Source organism: Vibrio sp. 10N.222.52.B7 (assembly GCF_041474275.1).
GTDB classification, from domain to species: domain Bacteria; phylum Pseudomonadota; class Gammaproteobacteria; order Enterobacterales; family Vibrionaceae; genus Vibrio; species Vibrio crassostreae_C.
On the sequence record NZ_JBFRTU010000014.1, the window covers coordinates 44,664 to 59,662 of the forward strand.

Genomic DNA, 14,999 nt, shown 5'->3' on the forward strand with positions numbered 1-14,999 from the left:
TAGCCGAAAAGACCTTATGCCCGAGTCAGCGAATATACGGTGAAATGCTGATTTCTGAATCATAATGAATGGAGGATCGATACACATGGATTGTGTTGGGTTGATTCAAATGACATCTGGCCCCAGCCCTGAATTGAACTTTGAGTACCTTGCTCAAGAAGTTGCAAAGTGCAAAGAGTTGGGGGCTAAGTGGGTTGTTTGCCCTGAAAACGCGTTAGTTTTTGGCAGTAAAGCCGACTATCACCAGTGTGCTGAGCCTTTTAATGATGGCCCACTGCAAAAGAAAATCTCTGAGCTAGCAAAGCTTCACAGAATTTGGATCGTCATTGGCAGTATGCCGATAAGCACAACTAACGGAGTGACGACCACCACCTTGGTGATTGATGATTTTGGTTGCCTCGTTGCTCATTACGACAAGCTACACATGTTTGATGTGGATGTCGCTGACGCCCATAAGTGCTATCGAGAGTCGGATATTTTCACTCCGGGCAACCAAGTTGTGACAGCGGAAACGCCTTTTGGTCGCTTAGGTTTGAGTATTTGTTATGATGTGCGCTTTCCACACTTGTATTCAGAGTTACGTAAGCAAGGGGCACAAATCATTGTGGTGCCTGCGGCTTTTACAGCGGTAACGGGTCAAGCGCACTGGGAAGTACTATTAAGATGCCGCGCGGTTGAAACACAGTCGTGGATTGTCGCGGTAGGTCAAGGCGGAAAACACCCTTGCCAAAGAGAAACATGGGGACACTCAATGGTGGTTGATCCATGGGGACGAGTGGTCGCACAGTTAGACCAAGATCCTAAAAGTATGGTGGTTGAGATAGACACATCCAGTTGCGAGTCCATTAGGCAAAATATGCCCATCGCGCAACACTCTCGATTTACCAATCAATTTTAATTACAAACAAGAGCCATCTATGAGCATTAATCAAATTGAAGAAGCGCTACTGAACCCGACAGGGCTTACGGAGCAAAATATCGCAGATACATTGGCGAGTATTGCTACCCGCCAAATTGATTATGCTGATATCTACTTTCAGTCAAGCTGGCACGAATCTTTAGTGCTAGAAGACAGCATTATTAAAGACGGCTCTTTCAATATCGATTGCGGTGTTGGCGTTCGTGCAGTATCTGGTGAAAAGACTGGTTTTGCTTACTCTGACCAAATCCAATTGGATGGTCTTAAGCAGAGCGCAATTGCGGCTCGTGGTATTGCTAAACAAGGTCAAAACGGCAAGGTTCAAGCGTTCAAACGCAACTCTAATCAAGCTTACTATGATGCAGTTAACCCGCTTGCGAGTTGGGAAAAACAGCAGAAAACAGAATTACTAAAATCATTAGATGCTTACATTCGCACTAAAGAGCCGATGGTGACTGAAGTATCGGTGAGTTTAAGTGGTGTGCATGAGCAGATGCTGGTTGCTGCGACTGATGGCACTTACGCTGGTGATATTCGTCCGCTGGTTCGCTTGTCTATTAGCGTACTTGCACAGAAGGGTGATCGTCGTGAGCGTGGTAGCGCTGGTGGTGGTGGCCGTTTTGGTTACGACTTCTTCTTAAGTGATGACAAAGGCACTCAAGTTGCTTACCAATTTGCGGATGAAGCGATTCGCCAAGCATTAGTTAACCTTGAAGCAGTGGCTGCGCCTGCTGGTGCCATGCCTGTGGTTCTTGGTTCTGGTTGGCCGGGCGTTCTGCTGCATGAAGCGGTAGGCCACGGTTTAGAAGGCGACTTCAACCGTAAAGAGTCGTCAGTATTCTCCGGCAAAGTTGGTGAGCAAGTAACTTCAAGCCTATGTACGATTGTCGATGACGGTACATTAACGGATCTACGCGGTTCATTGAACGTCGATGATGAAGGTGTTAACGGTCAGTACAATACGTTAATCGAAAACGGCATCCTAAAAGGTTACATGCAAGATAAGCTGAACGCTCGTCTAATGGGTGTAGCACCGACAGGTAATGGTCGTCGTGAGTCATACGCGCATCTTCCAATGCCACGTATGACGAATACATACATGCTACCGGGCGAACACACACCGGAAGAGATCATCGCGACGGTTGAGAAAGGTATCTACGCACCGAACTTCGGTGGCGGTCAGGTCGATATCACATCAGGTAAGTTCGTATTCTCAGCGTCTGAAGCGTACATGATTGAAAACGGTAAGATCACTCACCCAGTGAAAGGCGCGACGCTAATCGGTTCTGGTATCGAAGCGATGCAGCAGGTGTCTATGGTGGGTAACGACCTAAGCATCGACCGTGGTGTGGGTGTGTGTGGTAAGGCTGGTCAAAGTGTGCCAGTGGGTGTTGGTCAACCAACATTGAAACTAGACTCGCTAACCGTTGGTGGTACTGAGTAATTCAGACTAACCTCTGCCGACTTACTTCAAAATATTAAATTGAAAAGCGCCTCCAATGTGAGGCGCTTTTTGTTTTTAGATTACTGATTCAGTGAGCGTATAGAGTCACTACATGTTCTCTTCCGCAAACTCAGCTAGTCGGCTACGCACCACACCATTGAGGTGGATGTTGGCACTGCCTTCGAAGTTTTTAAAACGCTCAACCATGTAGGTTAAGCCTGAAGTCACAGGGGTTAGGTAAGAAGAATCTATCTGCGCTAAGTTACCTGAGCAGACGATCTTAGTACCTTCACCACAACGGGTGATGATGGTTTTTATCTGTGAAGCGGTGAGGTTCTGACACTCATCCAAAAGCACAAAGGCATTTTGAATCGAGCGGCCACGCATGAAGTTGATTGATTTGAACTGGATATTGGCTTTGTCACAGATGTACTTCATCGAGCCTTCTGTGCAGTGGTCGTTCTTGTGCAGCGCTTCCAGTGTATCGGTCACTGCGGCTAACCAAGGCAACATTTTCTCTTCCTCTGTACCCGGAAGGAAACCTATCGATTCACCAATATCAGGGGTGTTGCGGGTTACGATGATCTTATCGAATTGCTTACGTTCAATGGTTTGTTCAAGTGCAGCAGCCATAGCAAGCAGTGTCTTACCACTACCTGCGGCGCCAGTGAGAATCACAAGATCAATATCAGGGTCGAGCAGCGCATCAATCGCCATGCCTTGATAGACGTTCTTTGGTGTGATGTCCCATGCTCTGCGATTCATCAATCTTTCGCGGCTGAGGTCTCTCAGGGTAATGCTTTCCGGCTCAATCTCCTCGACTCGAGCGGCAAAGTCACTTTCTTCGTCAATCACATATTGGTTGAGGAAGGTTGGCTCGAACGGCGCTCTTGCTAAGGTGTGCAGCGTCTTGCCGCCTAAACTTCTGCTCTCGACATTATCGATACCATCCCAAAATGAGCCTTCCAGTTGTTGGAAGCCTTTGGTGAGGTATTGGATATCATCAATCAGTTGGTCAGTTTGATAGTCTTCAACAAAACGTACACCGGCGCCTTTTGCTCGTAAACGCATATTGATGTCTTTGGTGATGAGAACCACTTCGCGTGGTGCGCGTTTATTTTGAAGATAGAGGACAGCGTTGAGGATTCGGTTATCGCCCGCCTTGTCATCGGCAAAGGCTTTGATGCTTTCTTGAAGTTCGTAGTCAGCGAGTATTGAAATACTGCCAGATGCATTTATGTCTTTAGAAAAAGGGATGCCTTCCGATATTTGGTCTGGTGTGGCTTCCCTGAACAGGTCTTCGAGCGTTCGAATCGCAATTCTCGCATCTCGAGCAACGTCTCTTTTACTGTCTTTGATTCTGTCGAGTTCTTCTAGCACTGTCATGGGGATAACGACATCGTGCTCTTGGAAAGAAAATATAGCGAAGGGTTCGTGAAGTAGGATATTGGTGTCTAAAACAAATAGCTTCCGGTTGGTCTCGCCCATAGCATCTCCTTGCCGACGTGCGGCTTGCCTTGCATTCATTGAACGTAGATAAAGCTCATATAAAGATTAGTATCTGATTCTGGTGATAGTCAACTACTCACCTAAACTTCATCTAGAGGAACAGCACCATATCGTTACGAGTGAATATGGTGTATTCGTTTGAGAGCAGCAATCTGCTACCTATAGATTAACCATGAATTTTTGACAGTTTGATTGCACTGGCGAAAACAGAAAAAAAGCATGAAATCATCTCCTTTAGGCGTGACCTAAATCACAGCATCGAGTAAGATTAGCGACCTTTTTCTGCACCATTTTCTCGAGATATTTATTATTGAGAGCGCACTTAAAAAGTGGCTGCAAACTAGACATTTTTGGCTATATTTTTAGTTCAGGAGCGATAATGTTCTTGTTTAAAACTGCAGTTAAGAAGACCAAATTCCAACTATAAGATTGAGGTAGTCGATTCATGACATTTGCTTTGGGGCAACGCTGGATAAGCGATACGGAGAGCGATTTAGGTTTAGGTACCGTTGTAGCAATGGATGCTCGCACAGTGACACTAATGTTTGCAGCGTCAGAAGAAAACCGTGTTTATGCACGTACTGATGCTCCCGTAACCCGAGTAACGTTTAATGTAGGCGATGTCATCGAATGCCAAGAAGGTTGGTCTCTGTCTGTCGAAGAAGTTATCGAAGACAAAGGGCTGCTAACCTACTTAGGTACTCGCGAAGATACCCAAGAAACAGAAGTCACTCTGCGTGAAATCTTCTTAAGCAACCAGATCCGCTTTAACAAGCCACAAGATAAGCTATACGCAGGTCAAATCGACCGTATGGATAACTTTGTGTTGCGTTACCGTGCGCTAAGCAACCAGTACCAACAACACAAGAGCCCGATGCGTGGCTTGTGTGGTATGCGTGCTGGCTTGATCCCTCATCAGCTATACATCGCTCATGAAGTGGGTCGTCGTCACGCTCCGCGCGTTTTACTGGCTGATGAAGTGGGCCTAGGTAAAACCATCGAAGCGGGCATGATCATCCACCAACAGGTGCTGTCTGGCCGTGCTGAACGCATTCTGATTGTGGTTCCTGAAACTCTACAACACCAATGGTTAGTAGAGATGATGCGCCGTTTCAACCTGCATTTTTCTATCTTCGATGAAGAGCGTTGTATTGAAGCGTTTGCTGAATCAGACAACCCGTTTGATACCCAGCAGTACGTTCTGTGTTCTTTGGACTTCCTACGTAAGAGCCGTAAGCGCTACGAGCAAGCACTTGAAGGCGAGTGGGACTTGTTGGTTGTCGATGAAGCGCACCACCTTGAGTGGAGCCAAGACAAACCAAGCCGTGAATACCAAGTGGTTGAAGGCTTAGCGGAAAATACGTCTGGTGTGCTACTACTAACAGCAACGCCTGAACAGCTTGGTCGTGAGAGCCACTTTGCACGTCTGCGTCTGCTTGATCCTGATCGCTTCTACGATTACGAAGCATTCGTTGAAGAAGAAGACCAATACGCACCGGTTGCTGATGCAGTAACGGCTCTGTTCTCTGGAGTGAAGCTTGAAAACAGCGCGAAGAACCAGATTACGGAACTGCTTTCTGAGCAAGATGTTGAGCCTCTGTTCCGTGTGATTGAAGGTGATAGCAGCGAAGAAGAGCAAGCGTTAGCTCGCCAAGAACTGATTGATAACCTTATGGATCGCCATGGTACCGGCCGTGTTCTTTTCAGAAACACACGTGCTGCAATCAAAGGCTTCCCTAAGCGTAATGTAAACCTACTGCCGATGGAGATTCCAACGCAGTACACAACCTCAATGCGTGTATCTGGCATGATCGGTGGCAAAATGGCTCCCGAAGCTCGTGCAATGAAGATGCTGTATCCAGAAGAGATCTTCCAAGAGTTTGAAGGTGAAGATTCAAGCTGGTGGCAGTTCGACTCACGTGTTAACTGGTTGATTGAAAAGATCCAAGACAAGCGCAGCGAGAAAATCCTAGTGATCGCCTCTCGTGCAAGTACGGCTCTTCAATTAGAGCAAGCACTGCGTGAGCGTGAAGGTGTGCGTGCAACCGTATTTCACGAAGGCATGTCGATTCTAGAGCGTGATAAAGCTGCGGCTTACTTTGCTCAAGAAGAGGGCGGCGCTCAGGTTCTTATCTGTAGTGAAATCGGCTCTGAAGGTCGTAACTTCCAGTTCGCTAACCAACTTGTGATGTTCGATCTTCCATTCAACCCAGACTTGCTTGAGCAACGTATTGGCCGTTTGGACCGTATCGGTCAGCTGCGTGATATCGACATTCATGTTCCTTACCTAAAAGGCACATCACAGGCGATCCTTGCGCGTTGGTTCGATGAAGGTCTGAATGCATTTGCGGAAACTTGTCCAACGGGTCGCACGGTTTACGATAAGTACTCAGATGTTCTTATCGAGATGCTGGCTTCTGGTAACACTGAGCAACTTGATGAAGTGATTGAAGAGTCTGCCAAGCTAAATCAAAGCCTGAAATCAGATCTAGAAAAAGGCCGTGATCGCCTATTAGAAATGCACTCAAACGGCGGCGACAAAGCGCATGAAATTGCAGAGAAGATTGCCTCGACTGACGGCGACACTAACCTAGTAACGTTTGCACTAAGCCTGTTCGATACGATTGGCTTGAACCAAGACGACAAGGGTGAGAATGCTCTGGTTGTAACGCCGTCTGAGCACATGATGGTGCCAAGCTACCCAGGCTTACCATACGAAGGCGCAACCATCACGTTTGATCGTGATACTGCGCTTTCTCGTGAAGACATGAACTTCATTAGCTGGGAACACCCAATGATTCAGGGCGGTATCGATCTGCTACTGAGTGAAGGTGTTGGTGCATCAGCGGTATCACTACTGAAAAACAAAGCGCTGCCAGTGGGTACTATCCTGCTTGAGCTGGTTTACCTTGTGGATGCGCAAGCGCCGAAACGCAGCGGTATCAGCCAGTTCTTGCCTAAGACGCCAATTCGTTTGATGATGGATGGCCGTGGTAATGACTTATCAGCTCAGGTTGAGTTCGACAGCTTTAACCGTCAATTAAGCCCTGTAAACCGTCACCTAGCGAGCAAGCTAGTTAACTCGGTACAAGGTGAAATTCACAAGCTAATCGAAGCGGGTGAGACGCACGTACTTCCTAAAGTGGAAGAAGTGCGTGAACAAGCTCAACGAGATATGCAGACTAACCTGAACGGTGAATTAGAGCGTCTACAAGCGCTTAAAGCCGTGAATCCTAATATTCGTGATGAAGAGCTAGAGGTAATCGAAGCTCAAATCAATGAACTGACCGGTTACATCAGCAAAGCTCAGGTTCAGCTAGATTCATTACGCTTGATTGTGGTTTCTCACAACTAGTTTTGAATTAGCGAAATGCTTCAACGAAATAAGGCCTTCATTATGAAGGCCTTATTTGTATCTGTAGCTTAATTAACAATTCAAGTAGCTGGTTACATTAACCACTTCCACCAAACAAATACCGCTAGGAAACCAAATAGGTAAACAAGACCTGCTACAGACAACCATTTTAGTTTGCTGCCAATGGCTAGCGCTTCTGGAAGCTTAGCTTTGTTGACCAAGATGAAATTAAGCAGAGCGAAGAATGGCGTTGTTGCAAACGCGAGTACCATTGCGAAATCGAGCATAGGCATCAGTGCTGCGCTAAAGAACATCACAATCGCGAGTGCCGCGATAGAGACAATGATTATCCAGCCTTGCAGCATTCTTGGGCTTGAATCTTTTTTGAATAATAGACGTTGTGATTCAGCAAGCACGCGTGAGTAGCCATCGATAACGGTAATGGTGCTACCAAAGATACAGAAGAAAGCGATAAGAGCGATTAACGGGCGAGACCATTCACCAATTGTCGAAGCGTAGATGCCGACCAATTGATGAGTAAAGCCAACACCGGAGCGAGACAGTTCAACTCCCGAACCGTGAAGTACTAGCGCGCCTAACGCAACGAATACTAAAGCAAGCAGCGCCGTACCAATGTAGCCAACGTTAAAGTCGAACAGCGCTGATTGTGCGGTCACTTCCTGCTTCTCTTTTTGGCTTTTTAGCCACATAGAGGTGATGCTTGATATTTCGATAGGCGCAGGCATCCAACCCATGGTCACCACGACAAAACCAATAGCAGCCAATGACCAAGGCGACGGTGGAACAAAAGCAGCATCAGGTTCGACTGGAGAGCCGATAGCAATGGCGACTGCAGCTAAGGTTGTGATGGTTAAGATCGCCATGATCGCTTTAGATAGTGTATCTAGAGCACGATAATGGCCAGCGAATAGAATGATTAAGCATGTCGCTAAAACGATCATGCACAAGGTGCTAGTGGCTAAATCGAAAGGAACAAAGTAACTGAGTAGGCTTGCACTGAATAATAGCAGGGCAGCGGTATTCACGACCGCAGATATGGCACTCAAGATCGAAAAGATCACAAGGTATGGGCGGCCTAGGTTAGAGTAACCTTCCACCAAGCTTTGACCCGTTCCTAGCGTGTATTGGATGCCGGCTCTGAAGAATGGATATTTAAATACGTTAACGAGGATAATGAGAGCGGCAAGCTGCCAACCATAAATCGCACCCGCCTTGGTTGAGGCGACTAAGTGAGAACCACCTACAGCCGCTGCGGCCATCATAACGCCTGGGCCAAGAGACTTAATTAAACTTGATAGGGGAGCTGAGGTTGGTGTTTTTGTGTTGGTGGTTTTAACCGTACTGTCCATCATTTTTCCTTTGATGCTGACTTCTTATTTTCCGTTCCCCTATCAATACCATGTTTTGTAAGGTCGTCAACTTTTATGTACAAAAAAGACTTAAATTGTATTTTTTAATAAACAACTTGACCATAAGTTATTATTTAACAGTAACTAGAGGCTAGAATGGCGTTAGAACATTACGCACCACCGCGTGACCCCTGGATTGATATTGTTTATCAAGATGACGATATTCTTGTGGTAAATAAACCTGCTGGCTTACTTTCAGTTCCTGGGAGGTTACCAGAGCATTACGACAGTATGTGGAGTCGCCTAGTCGTGGATTTTTCAGATATTCAGGTGGTGCATCGCTTGGATATGTCGACATCGGGCTTGATGCTGCTCGCTAAACACAAACAAGCTGAGCGTCATTTGAAGAAGCAATTTCAATATCGACTGACACACAAACTCTATTACGCCCGAGTATGGGGTTCAGTAGAAGAAGCAGAAGGTTTGATTGACCTCCCTCTTATTTGCGATTGGCCAAACCGGCCGAAGCAAAAAGTGTGTTTCGAGGATGGTAAATCATCACAGACTCGTTATGTGGTAGAACAGCAAGAACTCCAAACGACTTTACTTAAGTTACTGCCAATTACCGGGCGTTCTCACCAATTGAGAGTGCATTGCATGGAAATAGGCGCACCGATTGTGGGCGATGAGTTTTACGCAACATCAGAAGCATTTGAATACAGTGATAGGTTGGCTTTGCATGCGTGTGAGCTGAGCTTTTATCATCCAGCGAATAATCAATTGTTTAAAGCCTTTGTTCCCTGTGACTTTTATCCTCAAGCATCCCCACAAATCGAACAGCACTTTGAAATTGCGCTTGAGCTTCCAGACTACAGTAAGCTAAAAGCTTAGAATGGACTGATTCATAGATCTAACCAAGGAAGAAGAATGCCAACGCTGAATGTTGTGTTTCTCGATAGAGCGACTATCCCATCTCAAATTCATTTAAAGCCTCTGAGCTTTGAGCATGAATGGGTAGAGTATGATTTCACAGCTCCTGAGCAAGTATCAGAGCGAGTTGAAGAAGCTGATGTGGTGATCACTAACAAGGTAGTGCTCAATGAGTCGAATCTCGCTGGTGCGAAAAAACTCAAGTTGATCGCGGTTTCAGCGACCGGTGTTAATAATGTCGATGTGGAATACTGCAAATCTAAAAACATTGCAGTGACAAACGTGCAAGGCTATGCGATTCAATCGGTTCCTGAACATGTCATCGCAATGCTGTTTGCACTTAAACGAAACCTTGTTGGTTATCATAAAGACATTGAGGCGGGCGAGTGGCAAAAGGACAAGCAGTTCTGCTTCTTTACTCATCCGATTCAAGATGTGGCTGGCAGCACACTGGGGTTGATGGGGAGTGGCAGCTTAGGTCAAGCCACCGCAATGTTAGCCAAAGCGATTGGTATGAAGGTGATGTTTGCCGAGCGAAAAGGAGCAGAGTCTTGTCGAGAAGGGTATCTACCTTTTGATACGGTATTGAAGCAAGCGGATGCGATCAGTCTACATTGCCCATTGACTGATGCGACCCAAAATCTGATTTCAGAGCGAGAGCTCACAATGATGAAATCGAGCGCGGTATTAATTAATGCCGGGCGCGGAGGTCTAGTAGATGAACAAGCCCTAGTTGAGGCTTTGAAAAAACATGAGATTGCAGGCGCAGGTATGGATGTGTTTACACAAGAGCCAGCCGACAACTCAAATCCACTATTGGCTAATAGCCACTTACCGAACTTATTACTCACTCCACATGTGGCGTGGGGCAGTGACAGTTCAATTCAAAAGCTGTCTGATATCTTAATCGACAATATTGATGGGTTTGTTGCGGGTAATCCGCAGAACTTAGTGAGTTGATTGAAGAATTAAATTGCGTGAACGAAAAACAAAAAAGGTTGGCTTTTAGGCCAACCTTTTTAGATCGTTGTGTCGATTAAGTGATTTAGCCTTGCGGCTTAACTACCAATACATTGATTGGTGAGTTCTGTACCACTTTGCTTGCAACAGAACCAAGCACAACTTTGTCGATTTTCGAACGCTTATGACTAGGCATCACGATAAGGTCAGCGCCCAGTTTTTCTGCGTAATCAAGGATCGTTGTGTAAGTCTTGCCTTCGGCAACGTGAACTTTATACACCACTTCATCGTCAATGTGCTTGTCAGCAAACTCTTTCAGCTGATTTTTCACATCAAGCTTCATTTGGTTCGCTGCATCTTTCGGGAAGTAAGACGCAACCATCGACATGTGAATGCCCGGTAGTACGTTAAGAATGTGGACTTCAGCATTGCTGTGTTTCGCGTGCCATACCGCTAGCTCGACGGCTTTATCAGAAAAGCCTTTGTCGTTAAGATCAACGGGAACAAGGATTTGTCTATACATGTATTCGTCTCTTTTTGAGCAGCGCTTAGTACATACCAAACGCTGTAATTATCTTTTCCATGTAGTAAAAAAGCCAAATAGAGTAGAGCGCTACTTGGCTCTATCCATTACGCGCTAATCTCATCCTTACGAGCACGCCTTCTTTGGTTCATCGCTAAACCAATCAAAATCAGTAGGGCAGGTAAGAATACCCACTCTTTCATTGGTCGTTCTGCGTCTTGGATAACTGATTTAATTTCCCAATCAAAGTCAATGCCAGCGGCTTCTGCAGGGCTACCAAACTCAACCATATCAACAATCATCTTGTCGTCAGCTTGTGTCAGCATTAGGCCCATTGAAGCAATGCGGTCTTCACTTGTTGTCGCAGAATCTTCAAACGGAAGGCGAACTGTTTTCTCAGAATAGTTACCTTCTAAGTTTTCGCCACCTACTCTCAATTCAAGTGATTGTCCCACAGATAGATTTTCTGTGATTTGAGCGATCTCAACTCCAGGTGAAAGAACTTTCTCTGGGTAAATCATGTCCCACCAGAAGCCAGGGCGGAAGAAAGTGAAGGTTAATGCAATAAGCAGCACCGTTTCCCACCACTTGTTCTTGGTGAACCACCAACCTTGTGTTGCAGCTGCGAAGATAAGTACCGCAGTCACAGATGAGAAAATCGTTAGTGCTAAGTGCCACCAAGAATCAATGCCCATCAGTAGTAGTTGAGTATTGAAGATGAACATGAAAGGTAGAATTGCGGTACGGATATCATAGGTGAAGCCTTGGATACCAGTACGAATCGGATCTGATTTCGCAATTGCCGCTGCTGCAAACGCCGCGAGACCTACCGGAGGTGTATCATCCGCAAGAATACCGAAGTAGAACACGAATAAGTGAACCGCAATCAATGGAATGATCAAGCCGTGCGCAGCGCCTAGGGTCACGATTACCGGAGCCATCAGCGTTGATACAACGATGTAGTTCGCCGTTGTTGGCAAGCCCATACCTAAGATCAAGCTGATTACTGCAGTGAATAGCAACATAAGAATGATGCTACCGCCTGAGATAAACTCAACGAAGTCCGTCATTACTAGACCGATACCCGTTAGAGTCACCACGCCTACAACCGTACCTGCAGCCGCTGTCGCGACACCGATACCAATCATGTTACGTGCGCCTGAAACCAAGCTCTCTGCGAGATCAACGAAGCCAGCTTTAGTTTGCTCTGCAAGATCGTCTGATTTGTTCATCAGAGTCATTAACGGACGCTGAGTGATCAGAATGAAGATCATGAACACGGTCGCCCAGAATGCCGACAGACCTGGAGAGAAACGTTCAACTGTTAAACACCAAACAAGCACCACGATAGGCAATAGGAAGTGCAGGCCAGACTTAATTGTTGGACCTGGATCCGGAACTTCTTTGAGATCCGCATCGATTTCCATGCCGCCTTCAGATGCGTATTTTGCTGATACACGAACCAGAGCGACATAAGCGACTAATAGCGCCACCGTTACGATTGGTGTTGCAGCATCGCCAAAGACATCTTTCGTCCAACCGACACCGTAGTAAACTACGGCACTGATAACACACAGACCTAAAATGGTACCCGTGAAAGACAGTAAGCTTTGTACGATAGTTGGTGTGTGGCGACGAGGTAGGCCAGTCATACCTGCTTTACATGCTTCTAGATGAACAATGTAAATCAGAGCGATGTAAGAGATCAGAGCGGGCAGTAGCGCGGCTTTGATTACTTCTACATACGAAATGCCCACATACTCAACCATCAAGAAGGCTGCTGCACCCATGATAGGTGGTGTTAATTGACCATTGGTTGAAGCCGCGACTTCTACTGCGCCTGCTTTAGTGCCCGGGAAACCAACACGCTTCATTAGCGGGATAGTAAAGGTACCCGTGGTTACCACGTTCGCGATAGATGAACCTGATACCAAACCAGACAGACCTGATGCGACAACGGCTGCTTTCGCTGGGCCGCCTTTCATGTGACCAAGCAGTGAGAATGCAACTTTAATAAAGTAAGCACCGGCGCCAGCACGTTCTAGCATTGCACCAAACAGTACAAACAAGAATACGAATGACGTTGATACGCCAAGTGCCACACCGAATACACCTTCAGTTGTTAGCCACAGATGCGACATTGCCTTGTTCAGGCTCGCACCTTTGTGGGCAATAACGTCCGGCATGTGAGGGCCGCCAAAGGTATAAAGTAGGAATACTGCTGCCACAACCATAAGAGGTGGACCCAAAGCGCGTCGTGTTGCTTCAAGCAGTAAAACCATACCGAATACAGCCGCAACAATATCGAATGTTGTTGGTGCGCCCGATCGCTCAGCGAGTTCAGTATAGAAAATATAGATATAAGAAGCTGAAAAGCTACCTACAAGCGCTAATATCCAATCGACTGCGGGGATGCGATCCCTAGGCGAATTCTTCATGGCTGGATAAGCGGTAAAGGCTAGGAAAATAGCAAACGTAAGGTGAATTGCTCGAGCTTCAGTGTCGTTTAAAATTGCGAAGTTAAAAATGAACGGCAGCGGAGATGCATACCAAAGTTGGAACAGTGACCAACATAGAGGCACAAACCATAAAATACGGCCTTGGATACCACGAGGGCTACGCGCACCAGTATCTGATTGTGCCACCATTTCTTGCACATCTGGAGACGGTGATGTTGTCTGCGTCATGTACTTTATCCTTATTATTGATGGTCTGCCTTTTCTTACGAACAACCAAACGTTATTTATTTCCTATCTAGTGTAGTGAATGGATAGGGAAATGCGTTTTTTGTTCGTCTTTGTCTTAGGCTTGATACGAAGGTAAGTCCTCCAAATTGGAGAAACTTAAAGGGCTGTTCTTTTCACTTAAATTATTTTTATAAAACGTGAAAAGCCAATAAGGAGGGCTAGCCTCCTTATTGGTGTAGTAGGCTTAAAGTAGAGTTACTTTAGAAGGCCCACTTCTTTGTAGTATTTTGCTGCGCCTGGGTGAAGAGGGATAGAGATACCCGCTTTAACCATGTCTTCTTTTTTCAGGTTAGCAAATGCTGGGTGTAGGCGTTTGAAAGTGTCAAAGTTTTCAAATACTGCCTTAGCAACGTTGTATGCAACTTCTTCAGAAACGTCTGAAGTTGTTACCATAGTAGCTGCAACACCGAAGCTGTTTACGTCAGCGTCAGTACCACGGTACATACCAGCAGGAACTGTGCTGTAAGCGTAGTATGGGTTTTCAGCTACGATCTTGTCGATCTGTGGACCTGTTGCTGAAACCAGTTTTGCATCACAAGACGTTGTTGCTTCTTTGATTGATCCGTTCGGGTGACCAACCATGTAGATGAATGCATCAATCTTGTTATCACAAAGTGCTTGTGAACGCTCAGAACCTTTAAGTTCAGAAGCAAGCTTGAAGCTGTCGTTAGTCCAGCCCATAGCGTCCATTACAACACCCATCGTTGCACGGTCACCAGAACCTGGGTTACCAATGTTTACACGCTTACCTGCTAGGTCAGACACATTGTTGATGCCAGCATCAGTACGAGCGATGATGTTGAACGGTTCTGTATGTAGAGAGAACATCGCGCGAAGTTTCTTGTATTCGCCCTGATCTTTGAACTTACTTGTACCGTTGTAGCCGTGGTATTGCCAGTCCGATTGAACAACACCGAAATCTAGTTCACCAGCACGGATGGTGTTAACGTTGTAGATTGAACCACCAGTAGACTCTACAGAACAACGAATGTTGTGGTCTTTGCGGCCCTTGTTCACTAGCTTACAAATCGCACCACCAGTTGGGTAGTAAACACCCGTAACTGAACCAGTACCAATCGTGATGAACTCTTGAGCGTTAACAGCGCCAGCGCCCATTACAGCAGCTGCAATAGCACCAACTTTAATAAGTTTGGTAAATGCCATGAATTTCCCTTCCTTTATTCATTATTAACCCTGAAACAAGTGTAGTTGCTTCAGGAGTTTCCTATTTGGAAACGGCAC

The 14,999-nt window shown here is 46.1% G+C and carries 10 protein-coding genes; 5 read left to right on the forward strand and 5 right to left on the reverse strand.

Features of this window, described 5'->3' with window-relative positions; all coding sequences use genetic code 11:
• Nucleotides 1-85 precede the first annotated feature (85 nt).
• Nucleotides 86-898, forward strand: a complete 813-nt coding sequence (locus AB4512_RS05815) for a carbon-nitrogen hydrolase family protein (RefSeq protein ID WP_017061365.1) — start codon at nucleotides 86-88, stop codon at nucleotides 896-898.
• A 19-nt stretch (nucleotides 899-917) separates the two neighbouring features.
• Nucleotides 918-2,363: a metalloprotease TldD gene (tldD, locus tag AB4512_RS05820; RefSeq protein ID WP_017061366.1), complete on the forward strand. Its 1,446-nt coding sequence runs from the start codon at nucleotides 918-920 to the stop codon at nucleotides 2,361-2,363.
• 108 nt (nucleotides 2,364-2,471) lie between these two features.
• Here the strand turns inward: tldD and AB4512_RS05825 are convergent, their stop codons facing one another.
• On the reverse strand, nucleotides 2,472-3,851 hold the full coding sequence (locus tag AB4512_RS05825; RefSeq protein WP_017062953.1) for a PhoH family protein: 1,380 nt from the start codon (nucleotides 3,849-3,851) through the stop codon (nucleotides 2,472-2,474).
• Nucleotides 3,852-4,317: 466 nt separating this feature from the next.
• Here AB4512_RS05825 and rapA point away from each other — a divergent pair, with 466 nt between their 5' ends.
• Complete coding sequence (gene rapA, locus AB4512_RS05830; RefSeq protein ID WP_017062952.1) at nucleotides 4,318-7,227, forward strand: RNA polymerase-associated protein RapA; 2,910 nt, start codon at nucleotides 4,318-4,320, stop codon at nucleotides 7,225-7,227.
• A gap of 92 nt (nucleotides 7,228-7,319) precedes the next feature.
• Here the strand turns inward: rapA and AB4512_RS05835 are convergent, their stop codons facing one another.
• Entirely contained in the window at nucleotides 7,320-8,597 is a 1,278-nt protein-coding gene (locus AB4512_RS05835; protein WP_372174612.1) for an NRAMP family divalent metal transporter, read from the reverse strand.
• A 156-nt stretch (nucleotides 8,598-8,753) separates the two neighbouring features.
• Here AB4512_RS05835 and rluA point away from each other — a divergent pair, with 156 nt between their 5' ends.
• A complete protein-coding gene (gene rluA / locus AB4512_RS05840) occupies nucleotides 8,754-9,488 on the forward strand; it encodes a bifunctional tRNA pseudouridine(32) synthase/23S rRNA pseudouridine(746) synthase RluA (RefSeq protein ID WP_102332750.1) in 735 nt (244 codons plus the stop codon).
• 36 nt (nucleotides 9,489-9,524) lie between these two features.
• Nucleotides 9,525-10,487: a D-2-hydroxyacid dehydrogenase gene (locus tag AB4512_RS05845; protein WP_372129595.1), complete on the forward strand. Its 963-nt coding sequence runs from the start codon at nucleotides 9,525-9,527 to the stop codon at nucleotides 10,485-10,487.
• An 85-nt stretch (nucleotides 10,488-10,572) separates the two neighbouring features.
• On the opposite strand, the gene AB4512_RS05850 is transcribed toward AB4512_RS05845, so the two are convergent.
• The 3 genes from AB4512_RS05850 to AB4512_RS05860 form a co-directional block, all read right to left on the reverse strand.
• Nucleotides 10,573-11,010 (reverse strand): universal stress protein, encoded by a 438-nt coding sequence (locus tag AB4512_RS05850; RefSeq protein ID WP_048609641.1) that lies wholly within the window; start codon nucleotides 11,008-11,010, stop codon nucleotides 10,573-10,575.
• A gap of 107 nt (nucleotides 11,011-11,117) precedes the next feature.
• A complete protein-coding gene (locus tag AB4512_RS05855) occupies nucleotides 11,118-13,697 on the reverse strand; it encodes a TRAP transporter permease (RefSeq protein WP_372174613.1) in 2,580 nt (859 codons plus the stop codon).
• Nucleotides 13,698-13,952: 255 nt separating this feature from the next.
• On the reverse strand, nucleotides 13,953-14,921 hold the full coding sequence (locus AB4512_RS05860) for a TAXI family TRAP transporter solute-binding subunit (RefSeq protein ID WP_017061374.1): 969 nt from the start codon (nucleotides 14,919-14,921) through the stop codon (nucleotides 13,953-13,955).
• Nucleotides 14,922-14,999 lie beyond the last annotated feature (78 nt).

Coding starts and splice junctions, on each gene's coding strand:
- AB4512_RS05860 (WP_017061374.1), bottom strand. CDS start 14,921: ATGGCATTTACCAAACTTATTAAAGTTGGTGCTATTGCAGCTGCTGTA.
- AB4512_RS05850 (WP_048609641.1), bottom strand. CDS start 11,010: ATGTATAGACAAATCCTTGTTCCCGTTGATCTTAACGACAAAGGCTTT.
- AB4512_RS05815 (WP_017061365.1), top strand. CDS start 86: ATGGATTGTGTTGGGTTGATTCAAATGACATCTGGCCCCAGCCCTGAA.
- AB4512_RS05825 (WP_017062953.1), bottom strand. CDS start 3,851: ATGGGCGAGACCAACCGGAAGCTATTTGTTTTAGACACCAATATCCTA.
- rapA (WP_017062952.1), top strand. CDS start 4,318: ATGACATTTGCTTTGGGGCAACGCTGGATAAGCGATACGGAGAGCGAT.
- tldD (WP_017061366.1), top strand. CDS start 918: ATGAGCATTAATCAAATTGAAGAAGCGCTACTGAACCCGACAGGGCTT.
- rluA (WP_102332750.1), top strand. CDS start 8,754: ATGGCGTTAGAACATTACGCACCACCGCGTGACCCCTGGATTGATATT.
- AB4512_RS05855 (WP_372174613.1), bottom strand. CDS start 13,697: ATGACGCAGACAACATCACCGTCTCCAGATGTGCAAGAAATGGTGGCA.
- AB4512_RS05845 (WP_372129595.1), top strand. CDS start 9,525: ATGCCAACGCTGAATGTTGTGTTTCTCGATAGAGCGACTATCCCATCT.
- AB4512_RS05835 (WP_372174612.1), bottom strand. CDS start 8,597: ATGGACAGTACGGTTAAAACCACCAACACAAAAACACCAACCTCAGCT.